The following is a 20428-nucleotide window of genomic DNA, read 5'->3' on the forward strand; positions in this document are numbered from 1 at the left end:
ATCCAGCCAGCATCTTGAATCACAAACATCCGGTTTTGGGAATCCTACGATTCTCCCAAAATAGGAAATGCTCTAGGGGAATGTTTCGAGCGCATACATTGCGGGTTCTGATTGCTTCACCCTCTGATCTGCTCGAAGAAAGGCAGATGGCGACCGACGCCATCAATGAGTGGAATGTTCAGCATGCGGCCGCTGAATCTATAGTTCTGCTGCCCGTAAAATGGGAAACCCACACGACACCTCATGCCGGTATGCGGCCGCAGCAAGTCATCAATGAGCAGATTGTCCAATCCTCGGATGTTCTCATTGGAATGTTCTGGACTAAATTCGGCACGCACACGGGCGTTGCGGAGTCTGGCACCGTCGAGGAAATTAACCAGTTCGTCGATGCTGGAAAGCCCACCTTGCTTTATTTCTCGCAACGCCCGATTGACCCAGGCAAAATCGATATCGAGCAGCACAATAAGCTTACCGAGTTTAAAGCCGAGACATACAAAAACGCGCTTGTCGGAAGCTTTGCCGATCTCAACTCGCTGTATCAAATCCTTTTACGCGACCTGCTTCGCCAGGTGCGTGAGATGAAAGTTGGACGGCCGATGGCTAGGCCTTCCAAGATTGAGCAAGCGAAAAAACTTACGGATCTCATTGTTGCTCATAAGGAGCACAACATCACCCCTGAGATGTTCAATCAGTACCGGGATGAATTTTTGGGAAGACGGCGTACCAAGGGGCAGATGACTGACCCGGTGCCACTGGGTGAAGTTGGGCCAAATGGTCATCGCGTCGGCTATACCAAGGAAGGCGATAAGGTCGAATGGCTACCGGACGACGAGAACCCCGGCGAAGAGTGGCCCATGATTTTGAGACGTAGCGACAAATCTATCTTTGCTGCCTTGGAGGAGTTCGCCGACGTTGTTTGGTACGATCGAAAGCTGGTTTTGCAGCAAAATCTGAAAGACGGCAGCGAGAAAATTGACCCTGAGATTGAAAAGGGGATGCTCGCGGCCATGAAAGCCACTGAGAAGAAATACGGTAAACGTAAGCTCCGGAATTACTACAAAGACGATTTTGAGTGGGGCATGCTCAACGGAAAGCTGTCGGCCCTTAGATGGGTGATGGGTGATGATTGGGACATGCTCGACACCTAATCTCCCACCGAAATCGGCCAGCGCCGCCGGGGAATGATGGTTCAGCTGCCGGCGGCGATCTCGGCCAACGCGATGCCGTCCGGCGTCGGCTTCACCGGAACGATGCCGCGCGCCAATGCCAGCAGATATTTATTGTATTCGGTGAACAGCACGCGCAGCGCCCGCGGCTTGGTCAGCCAGCCGCCATTGTCGAGATTGCTGTTGACCACCGGATAGGGTTCGAGCTTGGCCTTGTGCAGCAGCCGGCCCATTTCCAGCAGGCTGCGCGGCATGTGGTAATTGTTGGTGACGAGGATCACCGTGCCATAGGCATGGCTCTCGACCCATTTGGCGCTTTCCTCGGCATTGCCGATCGTGTCGAGCGCGGCGCGATCGATGTCGACGCAGCAGGAAAACAGCCTGATGTCACCGCCGGTCGCGGCCTGAAGCTGACGCCGGCTGGCGGAGGGATGCACACCGCTGATCAAAAGCCGCGCGCCCTTGCCGGACGCCAGCAGTTCCATCGCCGCATCGAGGCGCGATTGGCCGCCGGTCAACACGATGATCGCGTCGGCCCTGGCCGGGTTGGCAGGGGTGGTCAGATGGCTGACGGTGTTGGCGAACCAGCCGAAGCCGCCGGCAAACAGGGCGACCAGGGCAAGCAAGGCGAAAGAAGAAACGCGCAGCACGGCCGAAACCCGGCCGCGTCCATGCGGACGCGCCGCCAACGCCGGCATCGGTCCAACGGTACTGGTCGAGTCCCGCACCTCCATCATGGCATGGTTAATCCCGAAATGCGGCCTTTGGTAGGTAAAAATCGCAATTTGCGTTACGGCGGTTCTTCATGCGTGATCGATCCTGGTCATTCGACGTCGTCATGCTTCAGGCTGGCGCACGTCGATGTCGCTGAGATAGGCGACGACGGTGGCGTGCGAGGTTGCAGCCGTCAGCGCGCCGATAATCAGCACCATCAGCACGACACCGAGATAGCCGGCCGAGCCGATGGCGAAGTTGCCGAATAGCGCAGTCGCCTGGTCGGCCTGCGGGGTCGCCATGTTGCGCGAGGACCACCAGGAAAAGACGATGAAGACGGCGACCGCGGCGGCTCCGCCGGCGGCCGCGCCCTTCATGCCGGTGATCAGGAAATGGCGGCGGAACTCGCGGGCGATGAAACGCGCTTCGGCGCCGACGAAATGCAGCACCTCGATGATGTGGCCGTTGCCGGCCATGGCGCCGCGCGTGGCGAACACCACGGTCAGCACCGTCGCCGAGAGCATCAGCGCCAGCACCGCGATACCGATGGTCACCGTGGTGCGGGCCATGGCCACCAGCCGGTCGACCCAGGTGCGGTGATCGTCAAGCGATGCGCTTGGCAGCTTCGGCGTGATCGCGGCGCGCATGGCGGCGAAATCGGGCGGGTTGTTCTCGTCGATGGTGACGATGATCAGCCGCGGGACCGGCAGCTCGTCGATGTTGAGGCCCGAACCCAGCCAGGGCTCCAGCAATCTGGCGGTGGCCTCGCGGTCGATGATCCTGGTCGCCTTCACGCCGGGGAATTCGCCGGCGATCTGCGAGGCCTGGGCAAGGGCTGCCTCCATGTCGAGGCCGTCGACCGGCTTGATCTGGATCGTCGCCTCGCGCGAGATCTGGTTTTCCCAGACCGAGGCGGTGTCGCGCACCAGGGTAACCGCGCCGAAGGTCAGGCAGGACAGGAAGGTCATGATGGCGATGACCAGCACCAGGGCGCGGCCGGCGATGTTCTGCGCCGGCACGATGGGCGCCATCTTGCGCTGGACGCGCGGCCTTGGCGCGGCCGCTTCGTCGGCCTGTGCGTCGAGGTGTTCGGCGGAAAGCTCAGTCATAGATATCAAGCCTCCCGCCGGCCAGGATCATGCGGCGCGCATCGACCTGCTCCATCAGGCCGAGATCGTGGGTCGCGATCACCACGGCGGTGCCCAGGCGGTTGAGTTCGATGAAGAGCCTGAGCAGGCGTCGCGCCAGCGGCGGATCGACATTGCCGGTCGGCTCGTCGGCCAGCAGGATCTCCGGCTGCTCGATCAGGGCGCGCGCGATCGCGGCCCGCTGCTTCTCGCCGCCCGACAGGACCGGCGGCAGCACATGCATGCGTTCGCCGAGCCCGACCCATTTCAACAGCTCGGTGACGTCGGTGCGGTAGCTCGCTTCCTCGCGCCCGCGCACGCGCAAGGGCAACGCGACATTCTCATAGGTGGTCATGTGGTCGAGCAGGCGGAAATCCTGGAACACCACGCCGATGCGGCGCCTGAGATGCGGCAGTTCGGCGCGCGAGATGCGCGAGCGGTCCTTGCCGAAGATGGTGATCAGCCCACGCGTCGGCTTCAGCGACATGAAGAGAAGCCGCAGCAACGTCGTCTTGCCGGCGCCCGAAGGCCCGCTCAGGAACTGGAACGAGCGCTCCGGTATGTGCAGGGAAATGTCGCGGAGGATTTCCGGACCCATGCCATAGCGGAGGCCGACATTTTCGAAGCGAATCACTTTCGGCGACCTGAAATTCCTAGAGCGTGATGCCGAAAAGTGTGAGGCGGTTTTCGGGCGACATCATGCTCTATCACTCTAATTCAGAGGCGGATTCAGATTTCAGGTCGATTTGACCTGAAATCGGAATCCGTCGGCGGCAAGCCGGCCTGTTCTGGGAAAAGACCATCGGCCGGCATGGTTAACCGGCGGTTAATTAGCGGGTTGTTTCGGCTCGTCACAAGGGCTCCGGTGGGGAAGCGTTAACCATTTGCCTTTACGCAAAAGAAACGAAAAGCGAACGTGCTGCAATGCTGGGGCCATGATGGCTGAGGATCGAACCGCGCGCCCGGTTTCCGGCGAAATCATGACCGATCCGCCGGCAAATGCCGCGCCGGAGCGTATCCTGCGCGCTGGCGCGGCGGATATCGTCGATGCCGACTATGTGGTGGTGCCGCGGGCCGCGCCCCATGCCGAAGCCATTTCACCGCGGCGCGTGATGTCCATGCCATCCCTCGAAGGCATGGACATGCTGCGCAAGCCCGAGCCGCCGCCAGTGCGGCCGCCGGCGCCGCGCGGCGGTCCGATCTTCTGGATCGCCGGTGTCGGCGCCGCCTTTGCCGCCTTCTGGGTCTCCGGCGGGCATGCACTGGTGCGCCAGGCGCCGCCCGCCGCGGGCGGACCGGGCTCGGCGTTGAGCATTTCAGGGGTGACGTCACGTGTGGACGCGTCTGGGGCGAACCCCGTGCTGTTCGTCGACGGCGAGGCCGCCAATGACGGTGCAAGTCCGGCGACGCTGCCGCCGCTCGAGATCCGCGTCACCGGCAATGACGGGCGCACAACGCGCTATACTTTGGGGACATCCAGCCGCTCATTGGCGCCAAGTGAAAGATTCGGCTTTGCCAGCCGGCTTGACGTGCCTAGAAACGGCGTAAGGACGGTGTCGGTCACCTTCGCGGAATAGCATGTGCGACAGGTGAGGCCGGCCCGCAAACGGCTGATGTCAGCGCTTCCTGTGCGCGAAGGCCTTTGAAAATCTTGAAGGGACGAAGAATGCCAGTTGTGCGCGGCAAGGACATCGAGGTCCTGTTTTCGGCGTCGGCCATCGCCCGGCGCAATCTCGAACTCGCCAAGGAGATCGCCGGGCACGACTATCACGATCTTCTGGTGATCTCGGTGCTGAAGGGCTCGTTCATCTTCGCCGCAGACCTTATCCGCGCCATGCATGATGTCGGCCTGTCGCCGGAGGTCGAGTTCATCTTCATCTCCAGCTACGGCGCTGGCACCACAAGCGGCGAGGTGAGGGTGCTGCGCGACATCGACAACGAGGTTGCCGGCCGCGACGTGCTTCTGATCGACGACATTCTGGAGTCGGGCAAGACGCTGAGCTTCACCCGCGACCTGATGCTGTCACGCGGCGCCAGAAGCTGCGCCATCGCGGTGCTGCTCGACAAGCGCATGCGCCGCCAGACCACCCTCAATGCCGATTATATCGGATTCGACTGCCCCGACTATTTCGTCGTCGGCTACGGCATGGATGTCGCGCACGCCTTTCGCGAACTGCCGTTCGTCGGCGTCGTCAAAGGCGATGCGTGAGGCAGCGGCAAATACTGAAAAAGGCCTTAACGGCTTCAAGAAAATAACCTATGCCGGAGCGCCGGGCCCTTCAGAAAAAGTCAACGTTTGCTCGCCAAACATGCCGGCCATGGCAAAGCTTCTGATCGTTGAGGACGATGAGTCCGTCCGCACCCTCGCAGCCCGGGCGCTCGAACGCGCCGGACACGCAATCGACATCGCCGCCGACGGCGCGCAAGGACTGGCGCTGATACGCGCCGCGAAGGGCGCCTATGATCTCGTCGTCTCCGACATCCGCATGCCCGAGATGGACGGCATCGAGATGGCGATTGCAGCTTCGGCATTTTTCCCGTCGATGAAGATCCTGCTGATGACCGGCTATGCCGATCAGCGCGAGCGCGCCGAGGAACTGAACGGCATCATCCTCGACGTCGTGCAGAAGCCGTTCACGCTGGCCGAAATCCGTTCACGCGTCGAACGGGCGCTGAGCATTTTCGCCTGATCAGGCGGGATCGGCAGCGACGAGTACGGGGAGCTTGCGCCGTCCGGTGTTGAGCGCAAGCAGGCCGGCGCCGATGATAAGGGCGGCGCCGATCACGGTCGTCGACCGCGGCACTTCGGCGAAGAACAGAAAACCCCACAGCGGCGACCACAGGATGCCTGTGTATTCGAAGGTGGCGACGCGGTTTGCCGGCGCCATCCGGTAGGCCTGCGACAGCAAGATCATGCCGGCGGAGGCGACGAAGCCGCAGGCGGCCATCTTGAGGAAATCCGGCAGCGTCGGCCACAGCCAGGGCCGCACCAGGAATTCCAGGCTGGGATGGGCGGCATGATTGATGCCGGCAAGCCAGAACAGGCTTGCGACCAGTGCGGCGCCGGCGAGATAGGCACCGTTCTGGTAGAAAGCCATCACAGTCGAAGATTCGGTGTCGCCGATCTTACGCGCCATCAGTTGCGAGAAGCCGTAGAGCACCGCGGAGCCCAGCGACAGCAGCGCCGCCCAGTCGAACAGTCCCGCACCCGGGCGCAGCATCACGACGACGCCAAGCAGCCCGATCAACACGGTCGCCAGCGTCTGCCAGGAGACCCGTTCGCCAAGATAGGGCCCGGCCAGCACCATGATGCAGAGCGGGGCCATGAAATAGAGCGCCACGGCATCGGCCAGGGGCAAGGCGGCGATGGCGAGGTAGTACATGGTGTAGGAGGTGAACTGAATGAAGGCGCGCATGGTCAGCATGCCGAACCGCCGCGACAGGATCGCACGCAGCCCGACATCGGCATGGACGAGCACGATCAGGATCGGCAGGGCGACGACCGCGCGGATGGCCATCACCTCGGTCACGGGGTAGCCGCCCGACACCGCCTTGACCAGCGGGTCCTGCAACGAGAAGACCAACACGCCCAGGCACAGGCTCAGCATGCCGAGCACCATCCGATTGCGCATAAGGATCCCAAGCTCCCGTACCAGGACGCAAGCAAGCTTGCAGCAAGCTAAAAAGAACCCGCCACCGTTTCGGGCAGCGGGCATGAGTGAGGACTGTTGATTGGTCCGTGGCCGAATCCTCAGCCACATATCCAATGGGTGAACCAACTATCATCCCGTGTTTGACATGTTGCAAACGAATTGGAATGATACCAGCAATCAAAATTCCTTATGGCGGACGGGATGCGGCCCACTCTCGACAGCGATCTCCTGCGCACCTTCGTGGCCATTGTCGAAGCAGGCAATTTCACCAAGGCGGCCGAGCAGGCCGGCCGCACCCAATCGGCGGTTTCGATGCAGATGAAGAAGCTCGAAAGCGTCATCGGCGACAGCCTGTTCGAGCGCGGGTCGCGCGGCGTGGCGCTGACGCGGCGCGGCGGCGAGCTGATTGTCAATGCCCGCCGCATCGTCTCGCTGCTCGACGAGACGGCCGCGTCGATGGCGGCGGCGCCGCTCGGCGGGCCGGTGCGGATCGGCATTCCGGAAGAATACGGCCATGCCATCCTGTCGCGCGCGCTCGGCGCGTTCTCGAAGCGTCACACCAAGGTCGAGGTCACCGTGCGCTATGCCCATTCGGGGGCGCAGATAGCGGCGCTTGCCGCCGGCGAACTCGATCTTTGCGTGGTGTTCGAATGGCAGGATCCTTCAGGCGGCGAAGTGCTGATGCATGATCCGACGGTGTGGGTGACATCGATCCTGCATAACATGCATGAGGAGCGTCCGGTGCCGATCGCTCTCTATAACCGGGCCGGCTGGTGCAAGGATTTCGCCATCAAATCGCTCGAGCAGCGCGGGCTCGGCTATCGTGTCGCCTACACCAGCGACACGACCGGCGGCCTGAAGCTTGCCGTCACCTCGGGACTGGCGATCGCACCGATTTCGCGCAGCAACATTCCGGACGGCTGCCGCGAGTTGACGTCCGCCGACGGTTTCGGCGACATCGATTCCTCGAATGTGGTGATGCATCGCAACCCGAATGCGTCGGGCGAGGCGATCGACGGCATGCAAGAGGCGATCCGCGAGGCGTTCGTCAACAGGCAGACTCAGCCGGCCGCATCCTCGTAGAAATGCAGCCGGTTGCCGAACGGATCGGCAACCGACACCTCGCGGGTCTTCCACGGCGTCTTTTCCAGGCCCGGCCTGGCGAAACGGTATGCTCTGCCGATCAGTTCGCGATGCAGGGCGGCGATGTCCTCGACCTTGATGCGCATGGCGATGCCGGGCGCGCCGTCGCCATGGTGTTCGCTCAGATGCAGGATGCAGCCGTCACGGCCGACCGCCATGTAAAGCGGCGCGTTGTCGTCAAAGCGGTGCTCCCACAGCACCTGGAAGCCGAGGAAGCCGACGTAAAACTCGTGGGCCTTGGCAATGTCGAAGATGCGCAGGATGGGCGTCACTGTGCCGAGTTTGGGCATGATGTTGCAGCCGCTCCCAGCGGATGCCGCGGCGGCGATCCCTATTTCAGTTCCAGCAGCCGTTCCAGATAGCTGCGCTCGATATCGGGGCTGAGCGCATTGCCGAGCCGCTTGCGGATCGCTTCCAGGATCTGGCGGGCGCGCTGCACGTCGATCTCGTCCGGCACCTTCACCGAATCGCCGAAATCGGGACCCTGGCTGGCACGCGGCCGGCCGAGCGGATCGCGATCGGCGTTCTGCTGGCGACCGCCTTCCTGGCTGCCGCCTTCGTCGCCCTGCATCGCCTGCATCTGCTTCATCATGTCCTTGGCGCCCTTGCGCAGCGCCTCCAGCGCGCGCCCCTGGTGGCCAACGGCCTGATCACCTTCACCATCGCCCAGGGCCTGCTCGGCATTGCCCATTGATTTGCCGGCCTCGCCAAAGCCTTCATTGGGCTCCATGCCCATGCCCTCGAGCCCCTTCTTCAACTGCTCAAGGTCGTTCTTCAGCTGGCCTTGGCCTTCCTGCAACTGCTTCAGCGCATCGGCGAATTCCTGCGGCGTCATCGGCTTTTGCCCGGCGAGCGGATCGCGGTTCTCGCCTGCGCCCGGTCTGTCCTGATCCTCGCCGCCGCCTTCGCCGAGCTGTTCATCGCGGTTCTGGCCGCGCTGGCGCTCGCCGCGTTGCATCTGGTCCATGCGGAAGGTGTCGTTCATCATCTCCTGCTGGCGCCGCAGGATGTCGCCGAGCTTGTCCATCTGCTGGCGCATCTGGCTGTCCTGCTGGCCAGCCTGCTGCTGGCGGCCGGCCTGGAGGTTGTTCATCATGTCCTGCAGCTGCGACAGCAATTGCTGCGCCTTGTCGCGATCGCCGGACTTCGCCAGGTTCTCGATCTGGTCCATCATGCGGTCGATGTCGCTCTGGCGTAGTTCCTGGCCGTTCTGCTGCATCTGCGGGGCGTTGGGATTCTGCTTGGCGCGCTCGGCGAATTCCTGCAGGAACTGGTTCATCGCCTCGCGCAGTTCCTTCATCGCCTTTTCGATCTCCGCGTCGCTGGCGCCGTTCTTGATAGCATCCTGCAACGCCTGCTGCGCCTGGCGCAGCCGCTTCTCGGCAGCCGAGAGATTGCCCTCCTCGATGCCGAGCGCGATTTCCCAGAGATAGGAGACCTCGTTGCGCAACTGGTCGTCGCTGTCGGCCATCTTCAACCGGCTGCGCGCGCTCATGATGGCGAGGTAGTGGGACATGTTGTCGAACGTGTCCTCGGGCCGCAGCGTGATCGCATCCATCAGGTCGAGCACGCGCGGCTTGGCGTTGGCGTCGAGCGCCAGCAGGCGGCGCTGCTCGATAACGGCCCGCGCCAGCGGATTGGAGAACGGCCGCTCCGGCATCACCAACGTCTTGGTTTCGCTGCTCGCCGTATGCCCGGCATCGTCGGTGGCGACCAGCGTCAGCTTGATCTCGGCGCCAGCCCAGACGTGTTCGGTCAGGTCCTTCGAGGTCCTGGCGGCATTCGCCTTGCCGCCGCGGCGCGGTAGCGTCAGCGGCATGTCAGGCGGACCGTAGAGCGGACGCGCATCGGGAGCCTGCGGATCGGCGAGCGCGAACACGGCCTTGGCGTTGGCGGCGCCATAATCGTCGTCGATCTGGTAGTTGAGCTCGAAAGCGCCGTTGACAGCGCGCTTCGGCTCGCCGACGAAACGGATCTGCGGCGGCTTGTCCGGGATCACCGCGAAGGCCCAACGGCCGAGTTGGTCCTCGCCCGACTTCAGCGTCAGCGTGCCATCGCTCGTCAGCTTGCCGATGAACTGGCGCACTTTGGACTGCGCTGCCGGGCTTGCCGCCGGCTTGGCCGCGGCCGTCTGCGGGTCGGCGGGATCGATGGCGCGGGCATTGCCATTCTTGTCGGCATAGGCAAGCGTCTCCTCGCCCGAGCCGCCGGTGACGCGCAGCGAAACATCACTGCCTTCGGGAACGTGGAAAGCCGGCGCCGCCTGGTTGGCGTCTGCGGTCAGGAAGATCGGCGGCTTGCCGGTATAAACGGGCGGCGTCACCCATGCATCGATGCGCGGCGGCACGGCGTCATGCGCGTCCTGGGCGCGGAACGCGTCGGCTATCCGGCCACCGGTCGGTCCGAAGGAAAAAGCGAAGGCGGTGACCAGCAGAAGCGCCGCCACGGCACGCAACCCCCAGGGATCGCGTTCCGGCACGCGCGTGCGCGGCACGTCGGCGCCGAGGCTGTCGAGCCTGTCGGCCATGCGCTTCTGGTGCTCGCGCCACAGCGCCTGCGAGAAGCTGCTTTCGCGACCACTCGGCCGGTCCGTCTGGGTCTGGACGGGGTGGTGCAGCAAATGGTTGGCCGCCTCGATGCGGCGGTCGATCTCGGCGCCGCCCGGCATGCGGAAAAAGCGTAGCGGGTAGAGCGCGGCCAGTGTCGCGACGCCGAAGGCGGCGACCAGCCCGATGCGCGCGGCATCGGGCAGGCGCGGGAAAAGCCCTAGCCAGGAAATGCTGAGAAACAGGCTGGCGACGACGAGAAGCGGCAGCAGGAGCGGCCAGCCCCGTTCGACCATCATCGACACCCGCGTCGCCAGCCGGCTGAGCGCCAGGCGCCCGGCGAGACCGCGATCGCTGCTGAAGATCGGTCGTTCCGTCATCGGCCCTTCCACGGGAGCGGGCGGGATGGCCCGAACCTCACGACTCGAAGAATACCCAGCAAACGCGGCGAAGGCGAGGCAGTTCCTGAAAAACGTGAAGGAGAGAAAGGCGCAGCGATCAGAATTTCGCCGGGTTTGCGTTCGCGCCGCAGACCAGGACGGCGAGCCGTTCGCCGGGTGCCGGCGCATAGCGGCCGGACAGGATGGCGCCGAACGCCGCGGCGCCACCGGGTTCCGAGATGATCCGCACCCGGTCCCACAGCGCCTTCTGGGCGACGACGATGTCGTCGTCGCTGACCAGGATGGAGCGTTCCACGAAGGCCTCGGCGATCGGGAACATCATCTCGCCGACGCGTTTGGGCGCCAGGGAATCGGCGGCGATGCCCTCGGCCGGCGCATCGACCGGATGGCCGGCCTCGAGGGCGCGATAGAGTGTCGGCGCGCCCTCGGGTTCTACGGCGACGATGCGGATACGGCCGGCGAACCAGGCGGCGATGCCGCCGATCAGGCCGCCGCCGCCCACGGCGACCAGCAAAGTGTCGATCTCAGGCAGGTCGTTCTCGATTTCCAGCCCGAGCGTGCCTTGCCCGATAAGCGTTTCCTCCTGGTTGAAAGCGTGGATCTGCAAGGCGCCGGTTTGCTCGGCGAAACGTTCGCTGGCGGCCAGCGCCTCGGCATAGCGGGCGCCGCCGACGACCAGCTCGGCGCCGTAGCTGCGAATGCGCTCCAGCTTGGCCGGCGGGCTCACCTCCGGAACGAAGATGGTCGCCCTGTGGCCGAGACGCATGGCGGCATACGCCACCGCCGCTCCATGATTGCCGCCCGAGGCGGCGACGACACCGGCCCCGGGGACCTGCCGCTCGAGAAGATTGGTGAACGCGCCGCGCGCCTTGAACGAACCGGAATGCTGCAGGCATTCGAGTTTGAGATCGACCGCCAGCGGCGGCCGGTTGAAGTCGGCCATGTCGACGCGCAGCACCGGCGTGTGGCGCACATAGCGACGGATGCGCGGTTCCATCGCCGCGATGCGTTCGCGCGTTATGGTGCTGCCCTCGGTCATGGCCATCTCCTTGGGATTGACAGCAATTAGTAACTTGGCAAAATGGCTAAATGCAAGAGGTTGATGTGTTCAAGGCGATCGCCAACGAACGAAGGCTCCGGATCCTCGACTGGCTGAAGGATCCGCGCGCGCATTTCCCGGCCCAGGCGGATGGCGATCTGGTCGAGGACGGCGTCTGTGCGCTGCTGATCGCCGAAAAGCTCGGCATTACCCAGGCGACGCTCAGCGAGCACATGCGTGTGCTCACGCAGGCAGGGCTGTTACGGGCCAAGCGCATCAAGCAATGGACATTCTATCGCCGCGACGAGGGCAGGATCGCCGAGGCGAGAGCGCTGATCCAGAACCGACTGTAGGACCGCCGTCGTTTGGCTTCTATGCAAGCCAGTCGGGGATCGAATCCAGGCCGATCAGTTCGTCATAAGTCTGGCGCGGGCGCACGACGTGGAAACGATCGCCGTCGACCAGCACCTCCGGTACCAGCAGGCGGGTGTTGTAGGTGCCCGCCTGTACCGCGCCATAGGCGCCGGCGGTGGCGATGGCGATCAGGTCGCCGGACTTGAGCCTTGGCAGGTCGCGGTCGAGGCCGAGATAGTCGCCGGTCTCGCAGACCGGGCCGACGATATCGACCGTCATGCGCGGCGCGTCGGCGGGCGGCAGCACCACCGGTCTTATGTCGTGGAAAGCGTCGTAGAGCGTCGGCCGGATCAGGTCGTTCATGGCGGCGTCGACGACGAGGAAATTCTTGGCATCGCCTTCTTTGGCGAAGATCACTTGCGAGACGAGGATACCGGCATTGCCAACGATCAGCCGGCCCGGCTCGAACATCACCTTCAAGCCGAGCTTGGTGACGTGCTTGCGGACGATCTGCGCATAGGCGTCGGGGAGCGGTGGCGGGTTGTTGTCGACGCGGTAGGGAATGCCGAGACCGCCGCCGAGATCGACATGCTCGATGGCATGGCCGTCGGCGCACAGCGCGCCGACCAGTTCCACCAAAAGCGCGAAGGCATCGTCGAAGGGTTGCAACTCGGTGATCTGGCTGCCGATATGGGTGTCGATGCCGGTGACCTTGATGCCCGGCAATTCAGCCGCGCGCGCATAGACCTGACGCGCCTTCTGCCATGGGATGCCGAACTTGTTCTCGGCTTTGCCTGTCGAGATCTTCTTGTGCGTCCTGGCGTCGACATCCGGATTGATGCGCAGCGAGACCGGCGCCACCTTGCCCAGGGCAACGGCGCGCGACGAGAGCAGTTCGAGTTCGGGCTCGGATTCGACGTTGAAGCACAGGATGCCGGCTGCCAGCGCAAAGTCCATCTCACGCGCGGTCTTGCCGACGCCGGAGAACAGGATCTTGCTGGCCGGGATGCCGGCTGCCAGCGCGCGCCGCAACTCGCCTTCCGACACCACGTCGGCTCCGGCGCCGAGCCTGGCCAGGGTTTTGAGCACCGCCTGATTGGAATTCGCCTTCATGGCGTAGCAGACCAGTGCATCGAGCCCGGCAAATGCCTGGACGAAGACGTGGTAGTGCCTGGTCAGCGTGGCCGTCGAATAGCAGTAGAATGGCGTGCCGACGGTTGCGGCGATGTCCGATATCGCCACGTCCTCGGCATGAAGCACGCCGTCGCGGTAGTCGAAATGGTTCACGAGAGTGGTTCCGAAAAGTTGGAGCAGGGTAGGAGCGGGTTTAGCACTCTAAACCGCTCTGACCGGCTCTAGAGCAGCGGGTCGAGAATGAACTTCTTGTCCGCGACCGGTTTTTCCGGTTCCGGCGGCACGGGTTGGTGTGCCTTCTCGGCGTCCTTGCGCGCCTGCACGGCCGCCTCGTAAGGCGTGTCGAGACCGGACCTTCTGCCGCAAGCCGTAACGGCGGCAACCGCCGCAAGCAGCGTCAGTGTCACCAAAATCCTGCTTCCGGTCATCGATCCATCCGTCCGAAACTTTTTTCCGCCGCTGCTTTTAGCCGAGTTCTCGGCGCATTGCACCCTGGATATTGCCGTTGCAATATCGTGGATATTGGCGGTTGCAATATCCGGGATATGGCTGGCCGCAATGTCCGGCATCACGCCTTGGCCAGCCGCTTTTTCCAGTAGCGGATCTGCTTCCTGACTTCCGACGGTGCGGTGCCGCCGAAGGAGGTGCGGCTCTTCACAGAGTTCTGCACGGCCAGCACCGAAAAAATGTCCTTCGTGATGCCGGGGTGGATCGACTGCAAGTCTTCCAGCGCAAGCTTCTCCAGGCTCAGCTTCTTCTCTTCGGCCAGCGCCACCGCCCGTCCCGTGACATGATGCGCTTCCCGGAACGGCAGGCCGAGTGTGCGCACCAGCCAGTCGGCAAGGTCGGTCGCGGTTGCGTGGCCGGAGCCGGCAGCCTTCTTCATCGCCGCCGCGTTCACCGTCATATCGGAGACCATGCCGGTCATCGCCGCCAGCATCAGGTCGAGCGTCTCGGCGGCATCGAACACCGATTCCTTGTCTTCCTGCATGTCCTTGCCATAGGTCAAAGGCATGCCCTTCATCACCGTCAGCAGGCCGACCAGATGGCCGGTGACGCGCCCGGTCTTGCCGCGCACCAGTTCGGCGGCGTCGGGGTTCTTCTTCTGCGGCATGATCGAGGAGCCGGTGGAGAAGCTGTCCGACAGCCTGATGAAGCCGAATTGCGGCGTTGACCAGATGATGATTTCTTCCGCCAGCCGCGACAGATGCGTGGCGCATATGGCCGCCAGTCCCAGGAATTCCAGCGCGAAATCGCGGTCCGAGACGCTGTCCAGCGAATTGCGCATGGGCTCGCGGAAGCCGAGCGCACTGGCGGTCTGGTGGCGGTCGATCGGAAAGCTGGTGCCGGCAAGGGCTGCTGCACCGAGCGGGCTCTCGTCCATGCGTTCGATGGCGTCGCGCACCCGCGACAGGTCGCGCGAAAACATCTCGACATAGGCCATGCAGTGGTGGCCGAATGTCACCGGCTGCGCCGCCTGCATATGGGTGAAGCCCGGCATCACCGTCGCGGCGTGCTGCTCGGCCCGCTCCAGCAACGCACTGATGAGACCCTTCAAGGCCTCGGCGACGCGAAAGCACTCGTCCTTGACCCAGAGCCGGAGGTCCACTGCAACCTGGTCGTTGCGAGAGCGGGCCGTGTGCAGCCGGCCGGCGGCCGGACCGATCAGCTCGGCGAGGCGGGCCTCGACGTTCATGTGGATGTCTTCCAGCCTGGTCGAGAATTCAAACGTGCCCGCCTCGATCTCTTTCAGGATCGTGTTCAGGCCGTGAGCGATTTTCTCTTGATCGGCCGCCGAAATAATGCCCGTTTGCGCCAGCATCGCGCTATGGGCGATCGAACCTCTGATGTCCTGCGCATAGAGTTTGCGGTCGAACGAGATCGATGCGTTGATTGCTTCCATGATCGCGGCCGGACCCGAGGCAAATCGTCCGCCCCACATCTGGTTGCTGGTCTTGTTGTCGCTCATGGCTATAAAACCCGTGCTCGGAGCAGTTTTGAGAACATGGCAGACGGAAACAGATTTTTCCCGGCCCCGCGCCTGATCCTCGCCGCCCTGGTGGCGGGAGCGCTGGCCGGCGCGGTCGCGGTATATGTCAGCGAGAGCCGGTCTGGCAACAACGCCGCGTCGCAAGTCGCCGTCGGAGACAGCAAGGACGATGTCGCCTGCGCCGCCAAGAGCGAACGCGCCAAGAAGATCGCCGCAGCCGCCACCGGCGAGGTCGCGGCGCTCTTGCCAGCCGATCCGCCGCAATCGATGAAGAGCCTCGCCTTCAACGACCCGGACGGCAAGCCGATGACCATCGCCGACCATGCCGGCAAGACGGTGCTGCTCAATCTGTGGGCGACATGGTGCGCGCCATGCCGCGCCGAAATGCCGGCGCTGGACGCCTTGCAGAAGGAGAAAGGCAGCGATGCGTTCCAGGTCGTCGCCGTCAACGTCGATGCCGGCGACGACGTGAAGCCGAAGAAGTTCCTCAAGGACACCGGCGTCGAGGCGCTCGGCTATTACAGGGATTCGACGATGGCGCTGTTCAACGAGCTCAAGACGCGCGGCCTGGCGCTCGGCCTGCCCGTCACCATGCTGATCGACGGCGAAGGCTGCCTGATCGCCCATATGAACGGCCCGGCCGAGTGGTCGGGGCCGGACGCCAAGCGGCTTGTCGAGGCCGCGCTCGGGTCTTGAAGAGGCTGGGACAAGGCTGGGCGCAAGCGCGGCTTGACCACGCAACGGTTCCGCCCAGCCCATCCGCGGCGGCCTGAGCCGACCCGGTCAATTCGTCGAATGCCTGGATCGGCGCCGGCTTGCCGAGATAGTAGTCCAAGCCTCGGCGTCCAGGGACTCACCTTAAGGACATATATGGCGAGCCGTTTGTGCTATCGGCCAGACGAGCCGTTGGTCGGCAGGGGATAGACGCCCTTCAATACTTCGTCGAAGTGATGACTGACCGCCGCATTGCACTCGCAAGCAAGCCACCGCAGGCCGTCGACCTTGCGAACGACGATCCGGGCACGATGGGTCTCAATGAGACCGTGTTCTTTCAGATCGCGTATGACGCGGCTCAAATAGCTCCGGCCGACTCCGAGCATTACGGCGAGCTGTTCTTGTGTCAGCGCCAGATCGGGAGTGCCCGTCCGATCAATGGCGGCCAGCAGCCATTTCGCTGTCCGTTGCTCGATCGAATGCGCGGCATTGCAGGCGACGGACTGGAACATCTGCGCCATCAGGCAGTCCGCGTACCGCGCGAACAGATTCCGTAGCGTCGACGACCTGGACTTCGCCTCTTCAAGGTTAAGCAGGTCGATGCGGAAGAACGAACCTCCCAATTGTACTTCAGCGCGAGCGTAAGCTGGGAGCCTGCCTTGGCTGACAACTCCGCCAATTGCCCCTTCTCGCCCGACCAGAGCCGTCTCGATCGCACGCCCGTCGCTCAGCACGACGAGATAGGAAATCAGGCTGGGACCTCTCGGGAAGTATGCATGGCGAACCGTGTCACCAGGTTCATAAAGCAGTGTTCCGGTGGGGGCCGACCACTCATCCAGCCAAGGCTCGAGGATTGCCCAATCTGCCGCGGTGAGTGCCCGCAGAAGATTGTTGCCGATCATGCCGGAGTCTATGTGGGCGCGGGCTTCCATTTACACTCCTCCGAACGATCGCTTGCGGCCCATATCCCAATAACCGGAGAAATGTCCACTAGTGCGCAGACGCGCAAAGCGCGAATGTCTAAGAAGTGACAGGGGTGCTGATCCAGACCCCATCGAGCGCGAGCTGTGGCGCGTCGGCTCCAGGCGAAATGCTAGAAGATCGCCCAAGGCGGACAACAAAGCCCTGCGGTTGAATTGCTGGCGTGTCGCGTAGAGCACGTCGATACTGAACCCGTGCAACCAGCGTGAGATATGAACCCGGAACAACCGCCCGCTTCAGGGGCCCATCCCCTTCTCCGGCTCTACATCGCCGGAGACACGCCCGGTGCTCGTCGGGCACTGGAAAGCCGCCTGAAGATAATCGAGGAGATGAGCGCATCCATTGAAATCCAGATCTTCGATATCCTGGAACATCCTCATGAGGCGGAGCGAGCAGGGATACTAGCAACGCCGACGCTCTCCGACGAATCCGCCGATCCCCCGCGCCGTCTGGTGGGCGACATCAGCAATATCGCTCAGGTTCTGGACTATTTCGGTTTTCGCAAGAAGGATGATATTCATGACCGCGACGGATGAGATCTCTATCGACCCGGTTCTTGAACGCGTCAATACAGGGATCGAAGCTTTTGACGACTTGGTGATGGGTGGCTTGCCGCGCGGACGCACCACCATCGTGGGCGGCACGCCCGGTAGCGGCAAGACCGTATTCGCCACGCAGTTCCTGGCGCATGGCATCACCGGTCTCAATGAGGCCGGTGTCTTCGTCACCTTCGAGGAGTCGCCAACCGAGATCGAGGTGAACATGGCGAGCTTCGGCTGGGACATCCGCGGCTGGCGAGCGGCGGACAAGCTTGTTTTCGTCGATGCGAGCCCGCGCGATCAGGACCAGGTGGTTGTGGGCGATTTCGACCTCGCCGGTCTTCTGACCCGCATTCTGCACGCGAGCCGAAGCGCCGGGGCAAAGCGCATCGTGCTCGATTCGGTTACCCAACTTTTCGATCATTTCGTAGCCGAGCAGACGGCAGTGCGCCGCGAACTTCTACGTATTGCGACCGCGCTGAAGAAAGAAGGGCTGACGGTCCTTATGACCGCGGAACGCAACAGTGAATATGGTGAAATCTCCCGTCACCGAATAGAGGAGTTCGTCGCAGACAATGTCGTGATCCTTCGCAATGCCCTTGATCGCGAGCGCCGTCGGCGGACCATAGAAGTCCTGAAAATGCGCGGCAGCCGTCACGTTGAGGGCGAAGTGCCCATAACGCTGGTCGCCGAACAGGGCATCGTAGCTGTGCCTCTGTCATCGTTGCGCCTGGAGCAGCAATCAAGCACGAAACGGGTCACCAGTGGTAATTCCGAACTCGACAAAATGTGCAGCGGCGGGTTCTTTCGCGACAGCGTAACCCTTGTCAGTGGAGCCACAGGCACCGGAAAGACTCTACTTGTCACCAACTTTCTGGCGGGCGGAGTGGCTGCGGGCGAACGCGCCTTGCTCGTCGGCTATGAGGAGAGCCGCGGCCAGCTTTTCCGCAACGCGCGTAGCTGGGGCGTCGATTTCGAAGCGATGGAGGCGGATGGTCGCCTGAAGGTAGTCTGCCTTTATCCGGAAGCGCAGAGTTTGCCGGATCACCTTCTGATGATCCGCGAACTGGTGGCGGAGTTCAAACCCGATCGCATGGCAATCGACAGCTTGTCGGCATTGGAACGCATCGCGCCAGAAACCGGGTTTCGTGAGTTCTTGATCAGCGTCACCTCCTTCATAAAGAAGCGCGAAATTGCCGGCCTTTGCACCGCTACCAACAAATCGCTTGTCGGAGGCCAGAGCGCTAGCGAGCAGCATATTTCCACACTCACCGATTCGATCATTCTGTTGCGCTACATTCAGCAGGAAGAATTCATGCATCGCGGCATGATGGTGCTGAAAATGCGCGGCAGCGAACACGACAAACAGATACGGCGCTTCACCATCGACAGTGGCGGTATGCATCTTGGAAAGCCCTTTGACAGCGCGCCTGATGTGTTCGGCGACTCCGCCGTGGACAACACGTCGACATGAAGAGCGCCTTGAATACGGCGCAAAACGCCGCCGAAATGCTGGAATCGCCCGGAGATACATCTCCGGCTGGCATCAGCCAGCTCAGCTTTCGCCAGTTGATCGAAAATACCGCCGACGGGATGCTGGTGGTCGATTTGGACGGAACAGTGCTCTATGCCAATCCTGCGGCAGCCGTAATTTTTGGACAGCCGCTTGACGAACTCCTCCACGTTCCGCTCGGCCGTCCGGTCGTCTCCGGAGAGATCGCCGAGATCACCGTTCACCGTTCCGGCCGCAAGCCGGCAGAAGTGGAAATGCGTACGGTCGAGGTTACCTGGGACAGCAGGCCCGCATTGCTTGCCAGCCTGCGCGATGTCTCGGCCCAGCGATCAAGAGAAGAAAACGCACGCCAGTCACAAAAGCTCGAGGCCATTGGACGCCTCGCAGCTGGCATTGTCCATGACTTCAACAACCTACTCGCCGTTTTCGGGTCTGGCCTTCGGCTTCTGGAGAAACAGATCGCTAAAGATCCTGCGGATGAGAAAGTCGCTCTGCTGGTCGAGGAGATGTTCAGGCGGATCGAAAATGGAGGAGCGCTAACACAGCAACTGCTTGCCTTTTCGCGACGCCAATCCCTGGTCCCGGAACAGATTGATCTCAATGAACGTATCAAGGGGCTGACGACGCTGCTGGAACGGACGTTGGGGAGCGGCATCCGGGTACAATGCAATCTGGATCCAGCCTTGGACCCTATCCTTATCGATGCCAACCAGCTCGACATCGCCGTTCTTAACCTTGCCGTGAACGCCAGAGATGCAATGAAAGGCAATGGCACTCTCACGATTGAGACCAGCAATTTTCCAAATGATCTGGAGGATTTGCGTTCAGCGGCGGCTTCATTTGTTCGCGTGACTGTACGCGATACCGGCTGTGGAATGAGCAAGGACACCCTGGCGCGCGTTTTCGAACCATTCTTCACAACAAAATCGGAAGGGCAGGGTACGGGACTCGGGCTAAGCCAAGTTTACGGCTTCATCAAGCAATCCGGTGGGCATGTCCGAATCGATAGCGAAATCGGTCAGGGAACAAGCCTGCATCTCTACTTGCCGCGCGCTTCTGGAACCGAGCGGCAGCAGAACTGAGCGGCGGCAGACCCATTCCCGGCCAGCAGACTGATTGGCCGATGTCAAATCCGTCAGGCTGAGCGCGGGACGGGAATTTCCACGCATCGACCGAGCATTAAACCGACGCCTTTTTCAGCGTTGTCATGTCAGTGTTGTCATGTGCTGTTAGACGCCGTCCGTCGGTGAGGTCGCTGACCGTCTCGAGACAGGTCCCTGGTACATCATTCAAGCAGCAAGCCGCTATGCAATCCTTTTCCGGGTCACTTTCATCCGGAAGTGAACGCTACTTTAGCCGGACATGAAGTGCGCCTGCCCGCAACAAAACCGTTGTCCGCTGCGCGCGAACGACA

General features: G+C 62.5%; 21 protein-coding genes. 10 read left to right on the forward strand and 11 right to left on the reverse strand.

Annotation, left to right across the window (positions count from 1 at the left end; translation table 11 throughout):
• The first annotated feature begins 146 nt into the window (after positions 1-146).
• Complete coding sequence (locus FJ953_RS28695; protein WP_246674928.1) at positions 147-1148, forward strand: DUF4062 domain-containing protein; 1002 nt, start codon at positions 147-149, stop codon at positions 1146-1148.
• Between the two features lie 41 nt (positions 1149-1189).
• Here FJ953_RS28695 and FJ953_RS28700 read toward each other — a convergent pair whose 3' ends face one another.
• The 3 genes from FJ953_RS28700 to ftsE all read right to left on the reverse strand — a co-directional run bounded on the left by FJ953_RS28700 (position 1190) and on the right by ftsE (position 3641).
• Positions 1190-1903 carry a YdcF family protein gene (locus FJ953_RS28700; RefSeq protein WP_140513884.1) on the reverse strand — a complete coding sequence of 238 codons (714 nt, stop codon included), beginning with the start codon at positions 1901-1903 and terminating at the stop codon, positions 1190-1192.
• A 99-nt stretch (positions 1904-2002) separates the two neighbouring features.
• Positions 2003-2989, reverse strand: a complete 987-nt coding sequence (locus tag FJ953_RS28705) for an ABC transporter permease (RefSeq protein WP_140513883.1) — start codon at positions 2987-2989, stop codon at positions 2003-2005.
• On the reverse strand, positions 2982-3641 hold the full coding sequence (gene ftsE / locus FJ953_RS28710) for a cell division ATP-binding protein FtsE (protein ID WP_027023302.1): 660 nt from the start codon (positions 3639-3641) through the stop codon (positions 2982-2984). Before ftsE ends, FJ953_RS28705 begins: the two co-directional genes overlap by 8 nt.
• Positions 3642-3942: 301 nt before the next feature.
• Here ftsE and FJ953_RS28715 point away from each other — a divergent pair, with 301 nt between their 5' ends.
• The 3 genes from FJ953_RS28715 to FJ953_RS28725 all read left to right on the forward strand — a co-directional run bounded on the left by FJ953_RS28715 (position 3943) and on the right by FJ953_RS28725 (position 5697).
• Positions 3943-4584 carry a hypothetical protein gene (locus tag FJ953_RS28715; RefSeq protein ID WP_140525425.1) on the forward strand — a complete coding sequence of 214 codons (642 nt, stop codon included), beginning with the start codon at positions 3943-3945 and terminating at the stop codon, positions 4582-4584.
• A gap of 89 nt (positions 4585-4673) precedes the next feature.
• Positions 4674-5216: a hypoxanthine phosphoribosyltransferase gene (gene hpt, locus FJ953_RS28720; protein ID WP_140525426.1), complete on the forward strand. Its 543-nt coding sequence runs from the start codon at positions 4674-4676 to the stop codon at positions 5214-5216.
• Positions 5217-5325: 109 nt separating this feature from the next.
• Positions 5326-5697, forward strand: coding sequence for a response regulator (locus FJ953_RS28725; RefSeq protein WP_181165388.1), 372 nt, complete (start codon positions 5326-5328; stop codon positions 5695-5697).
• On the opposite strand, the gene FJ953_RS28730 is transcribed toward FJ953_RS28725, so the two are convergent.
• A complete protein-coding gene (locus FJ953_RS28730; RefSeq protein WP_181165387.1) occupies positions 5698-6639 on the reverse strand; it encodes a DMT family transporter in 942 nt (313 codons plus the stop codon).
• 222 nt (positions 6640-6861) lie between these two features.
• On the opposite strand from FJ953_RS28730, the gene FJ953_RS28735 reads away from it, so the two are divergent.
• Positions 6862-7743, forward strand: coding sequence for a LysR family transcriptional regulator (locus FJ953_RS28735; RefSeq protein ID WP_140525428.1), 882 nt, complete (start codon positions 6862-6864; stop codon positions 7741-7743).
• Here the strand turns inward: FJ953_RS28735 and FJ953_RS28740 are convergent.
• The 3 genes from FJ953_RS28740 to FJ953_RS28750 form a co-directional block, all read right to left on the reverse strand.
• Complete coding sequence (locus tag FJ953_RS28740; protein WP_140625569.1) at positions 7722-8093, reverse strand: glyoxalase superfamily protein; 372 nt, start codon at positions 8091-8093, stop codon at positions 7722-7724. The two genes, FJ953_RS28735 and FJ953_RS28740, sit on opposite strands and share 22 nt — an antisense overlap.
• Positions 8094-8134: 41 nt before the next feature.
• On the reverse strand, positions 8135-10729 hold the full coding sequence (locus tag FJ953_RS28745) for a TIGR02302 family protein (protein ID WP_140625570.1): 2595 nt from the start codon (positions 10727-10729) through the stop codon (positions 8135-8137).
• A gap of 118 nt (positions 10730-10847) precedes the next feature.
• Positions 10848-11789 (reverse strand): threonine/serine dehydratase, encoded by a 942-nt coding sequence (locus FJ953_RS28750; RefSeq protein ID WP_140625571.1) that lies wholly within the window; start codon positions 11787-11789, stop codon positions 10848-10850.
• A gap of 50 nt (positions 11790-11839) precedes the next feature.
• Here FJ953_RS28750 and FJ953_RS28755 point away from each other — a divergent pair, with 50 nt between their 5' ends.
• Positions 11840-12142: a metalloregulator ArsR/SmtB family transcription factor gene (locus FJ953_RS28755; RefSeq protein WP_140625572.1), complete on the forward strand. Its 303-nt coding sequence runs from the start codon at positions 11840-11842 to the stop codon at positions 12140-12142.
• A 19-nt stretch (positions 12143-12161) separates the two neighbouring features.
• Here the strand turns inward: FJ953_RS28755 and lysA are convergent, their stop codons facing one another.
• From lysA to argH, 3 genes are all read right to left on the reverse strand, one after another.
• A complete protein-coding gene (gene lysA / locus FJ953_RS28760; protein WP_140625573.1) occupies positions 12162-13430 on the reverse strand; it encodes a diaminopimelate decarboxylase in 1269 nt (422 codons plus the stop codon).
• A gap of 68 nt (positions 13431-13498) precedes the next feature.
• On the reverse strand, positions 13499-13705 hold the full coding sequence (locus tag FJ953_RS28765; protein WP_140500798.1) for a lipoprotein: 207 nt from the start codon (positions 13703-13705) through the stop codon (positions 13499-13501).
• A gap of 140 nt (positions 13706-13845) precedes the next feature.
• A complete protein-coding gene (gene argH, locus FJ953_RS28770; protein ID WP_140625574.1) occupies positions 13846-15246 on the reverse strand; it encodes an argininosuccinate lyase in 1401 nt (466 codons plus the stop codon).
• A gap of 36 nt (positions 15247-15282) precedes the next feature.
• On the opposite strand from argH, the gene FJ953_RS28775 reads away from it, so the two are divergent.
• Positions 15283-15963 carry a TlpA disulfide reductase family protein gene (locus FJ953_RS28775; protein ID WP_140625575.1) on the forward strand — a complete coding sequence of 227 codons (681 nt, stop codon included), beginning with the start codon at positions 15283-15285 and terminating at the stop codon, positions 15961-15963.
• Between the two features lie 191 nt (positions 15964-16154).
• On the opposite strand, the gene FJ953_RS28780 is transcribed toward FJ953_RS28775, so the two are convergent.
• Entirely contained in the window at positions 16155-16913 is a 759-nt protein-coding gene (locus FJ953_RS28780; protein ID WP_140513873.1) for a Crp/Fnr family transcriptional regulator, read from the reverse strand.
• Positions 16914-17174: 261 nt separating this feature from the next.
• On the opposite strand from FJ953_RS28780, the gene FJ953_RS28785 reads away from it, so the two are divergent.
• The 3 genes from FJ953_RS28785 to FJ953_RS28795 are packed head-to-tail and all read left to right on the forward strand — an operon-like array spanning position 17175 to position 20096.
• Positions 17175-17498, forward strand: coding sequence for a circadian clock KaiB family protein (locus FJ953_RS28785; protein WP_140500802.1), 324 nt, complete (start codon positions 17175-17177; stop codon positions 17496-17498).
• On the forward strand, positions 17482-18975 hold the full coding sequence (gene kaiC, locus FJ953_RS28790; protein WP_140500803.1) for a circadian clock protein KaiC: 1494 nt from the start codon (positions 17482-17484) through the stop codon (positions 18973-18975). The genes FJ953_RS28785 and kaiC overlap by 17 nt, the downstream gene beginning before the upstream one ends.
• A complete protein-coding gene (locus FJ953_RS28795; RefSeq protein ID WP_140525435.1) occupies positions 18972-20096 on the forward strand; it encodes an ATP-binding protein in 1125 nt (374 codons plus the stop codon). Before kaiC ends, FJ953_RS28795 begins: the two co-directional genes overlap by 4 nt.
• The last annotated feature ends 332 nt before the right edge of the window (positions 20097-20428 follow it).

Origin of the sequence: Mesorhizobium sp. B2-3-6 (assembly GCF_006442305.1) — a bacterium.
Lineage (GTDB): Bacteria > Pseudomonadota > Alphaproteobacteria > Rhizobiales > Rhizobiaceae > Mesorhizobium.

Excerpts from the sequence above, each read along its gene's own strand:
- FJ953_RS28695 (WP_246674928.1), top strand. The coding sequence starts at position 147 with ATGGCGACCGACGCCATCAATGAGTGGAATGTTCAGCATGCGGCCGCT.
- FJ953_RS28700 (WP_140513884.1), bottom strand. The coding sequence starts at position 1,903 with ATGATGGAGGTGCGGGACTCGACCAGTACCGTTGGACCGATGCCGGCG.
- FJ953_RS28705 (WP_140513883.1), bottom strand. The coding sequence starts at position 2,989 with ATGACTGAGCTTTCCGCCGAACACCTCGACGCACAGGCCGACGAAGCG.
- FJ953_RS28715 (WP_140525425.1), top strand. The coding sequence starts at position 3,943 with ATGATGGCTGAGGATCGAACCGCGCGCCCGGTTTCCGGCGAAATCATG.
- hpt (WP_140525426.1), top strand. The coding sequence starts at position 4,674 with ATGCCAGTTGTGCGCGGCAAGGACATCGAGGTCCTGTTTTCGGCGTCG.
- FJ953_RS28725 (WP_181165388.1), top strand. The coding sequence starts at position 5,326 with ATGGCAAAGCTTCTGATCGTTGAGGACGATGAGTCCGTCCGCACCCTC.
- FJ953_RS28730 (WP_181165387.1), bottom strand. The coding sequence starts at position 6,639 with ATGCGCAATCGGATGGTGCTCGGCATGCTGAGCCTGTGCCTGGGCGTG.
- FJ953_RS28735 (WP_140525428.1), top strand. The coding sequence starts at position 6,862 with ATGCGGCCCACTCTCGACAGCGATCTCCTGCGCACCTTCGTGGCCATT.
- FJ953_RS28740 (WP_140625569.1), bottom strand. The coding sequence starts at position 8,093 with ATGCCCAAACTCGGCACAGTGACGCCCATCCTGCGCATCTTCGACATT.
- FJ953_RS28745 (WP_140625570.1), bottom strand. The coding sequence starts at position 10,729 with ATGACGGAACGACCGATCTTCAGCAGCGATCGCGGTCTCGCCGGGCGC.
- FJ953_RS28750 (WP_140625571.1), bottom strand. The coding sequence starts at position 11,789 with ATGACCGAGGGCAGCACCATAACGCGCGAACGCATCGCGGCGATGGAA.
- FJ953_RS28755 (WP_140625572.1), top strand. The coding sequence starts at position 11,840 with ATGCAAGAGGTTGATGTGTTCAAGGCGATCGCCAACGAACGAAGGCTC.
- FJ953_RS28765 (WP_140500798.1), bottom strand. The coding sequence starts at position 13,705 with ATGACCGGAAGCAGGATTTTGGTGACACTGACGCTGCTTGCGGCGGTT.
- argH (WP_140625574.1), bottom strand. The coding sequence starts at position 15,246 with ATGAGCGACAACAAGACCAGCAACCAGATGTGGGGCGGACGATTTGCC.
- FJ953_RS28775 (WP_140625575.1), top strand. The coding sequence starts at position 15,283 with ATGGCAGACGGAAACAGATTTTTCCCGGCCCCGCGCCTGATCCTCGCC.
- FJ953_RS28780 (WP_140513873.1), bottom strand. The coding sequence starts at position 16,913 with ATGGAAGCCCGCGCCCACATAGACTCCGGCATGATCGGCAACAATCTT.
- FJ953_RS28785 (WP_140500802.1), top strand. The coding sequence starts at position 17,175 with ATGAACCCGGAACAACCGCCCGCTTCAGGGGCCCATCCCCTTCTCCGG.
- kaiC (WP_140500803.1), top strand. The coding sequence starts at position 17,482 with ATGACCGCGACGGATGAGATCTCTATCGACCCGGTTCTTGAACGCGTC.
- FJ953_RS28795 (WP_140525435.1), top strand. The coding sequence starts at position 18,972 with ATGAAGAGCGCCTTGAATACGGCGCAAAACGCCGCCGAAATGCTGGAA.